Below are 1,769 nucleotides of genomic sequence, written 5' to 3' on the forward strand. Positions count from 1 at the left end.
AGCCATGAAGATGACGACGGAAGAGGCGTTTGTTAAGGTATTGCAGCGGCATGGGATTGGGCATGCGTTTGGGATCATCGGGTCGGCGATGATGCCGATTTCGGATTTGTTTCCGACGGCCGGGATCACGTTCTGGGATTGCGCGCATGAGGGCTCGGCGGGGATGATGGCCGACGGCTACACCCGGGCGACCGGCAAGATGTCGATGATGATCGCGCAGAACGGCCCCGGGATCACCAACTTCGTCACCGCCGTCAAGACCGCCTACTGGAACCACACGCCGCTTTTGCTGGTCACGCCGCAGGCTGCCAACAAGACGATCGGCCAGGGCGGGTTCCAGGAAGTCGAGCAGATGAAGCTCTTCGAGGACATGGTCGCCTATCAGGAAGAGGTGCGCGACCCCACCCGCGTGGCCGAGGTGCTGACGCGGGTGATTTCCAAGGCCAAGCGCCTGTCGGGCCCGGCGCAGATCAACATCCCGCGCGATTTCTGGACCCAGGTGGTGGATATCGAGATCCCCGATCCGATCGAGTTCGAGCAATCGCCCGGCGGCGAAAACTCCGTCGCCGCGGCGGCCGCGCTGCTGTCGGAGGCCAAGAACCCGGTCATCCTGAACGGCGCCGGCGTGGTGCTGTCCGACGGCGGGATCGCGGCGTCGATGGCGCTGGCCGAGCGGCTCGATGCGCCGGTCTGCGTGGGCTATCAGCACAACGACGCCTTCCCGGGCGGGCATCCGCTTTTCGCCGGGCCGCTGGGCTATAACGGGTCCAAGGCCGGGATGGAGCTGATCAAGCAGGCCGACGTGGTGCTCTGCCTCGGCACGCGTCTTAACCCGTTCTCAACCCTTCCGGGGTACGGCATGGAATACTGGCCCGCGGACGCCAGGATCATCCAGGTCGACATCAACGCCGACCGCATCGGGCTGACCAAGAAGGTCAGCGTCGGCATCGTCGGCGACGCCGCCAAGGTGGCGCGCGGCATCCTCGGCCAGCTGTCGGACACCGCCGGCGACGCGGGGCGCGACGAACGCAAGGCGCGCATCGCCGAGACCAAGTCGCGCTGGAAGCAGCAGCTGGCGTCGATGGACCACGAGGACGACGATCCCGGCACCAGCTGGAACGAGCGCGCCCGCGCCGCCAAGCCCGACTGGATGAGCCCCCGCATGGCCTGGCGCGCGATCCAGAGCGCCCTGCCGCGCGAGGCGATCATCAGTTCGGACATCGGCAACAACTGCGCCATCGGCAACGCCTATCCGGATTTCGACGAGGGGCGCAAATACCTGGCGCCGGGGCTCTTCGGGCCCTGCGGCTATGGCCTGCCGGCCATCGTCGGCGCCAAGATCGGCTGCCCGGACGTGCCGGTGGTGGGCTTTGCCGGCGACGGCGCCTTCGGCATCGCGGTGAACGAGCTGACGGCGATCGGCCGCAGCGAATGGCCCGCGGTCACGCAGATCGTCTTCCGCAACTACCAGTGGGGCGCGGAAAAGCGCAACTCGACGCTGTGGTTCGACGACAACTTCGTGGGCACCGAGCTTGACACCAAGGTCAGCTACGCCGGCATCGCCAAGGCCTGCGGCCTGCAGGGCGTGGCGGTCAAGACCATGGACGAGCTGACCCAGGCGCTCAACACCGCCATCGAGGACCAGATGAAGCACGGCAAGACCACCCTCATCGAGGTCCTGCTCAACCAGGAACTCGGCGAACCCTTCCGCCGCGACGCCATGAAAAAACCCGTCCACGTCGCAGGCATCGACGCCGCCGACATGGCGG

The 1,769-nt window shown here is 66.6% G+C and carries 1 protein-coding gene; it reads left to right on the forward strand.

Going from position 1 to position 1,769, the window contains the following annotated elements; all coding sequences use genetic code 11:
• Positions 1-4: 4 nt before the first annotated feature.
• Positions 5-1,769: sulfoacetaldehyde acetyltransferase (xsc, locus tag RXV88_RS23485; RefSeq protein WP_316296161.1), on the forward strand; the 1,765-nt coding region annotated here is incomplete at its 3' end.

The organism is Aestuariicoccus sp. MJ-SS9 (assembly GCF_032586235.1).
In the GTDB taxonomy this organism is placed as follows: Bacteria; Pseudomonadota; Alphaproteobacteria; order Rhodobacterales; family Rhodobacteraceae; genus Aestuariicoccus.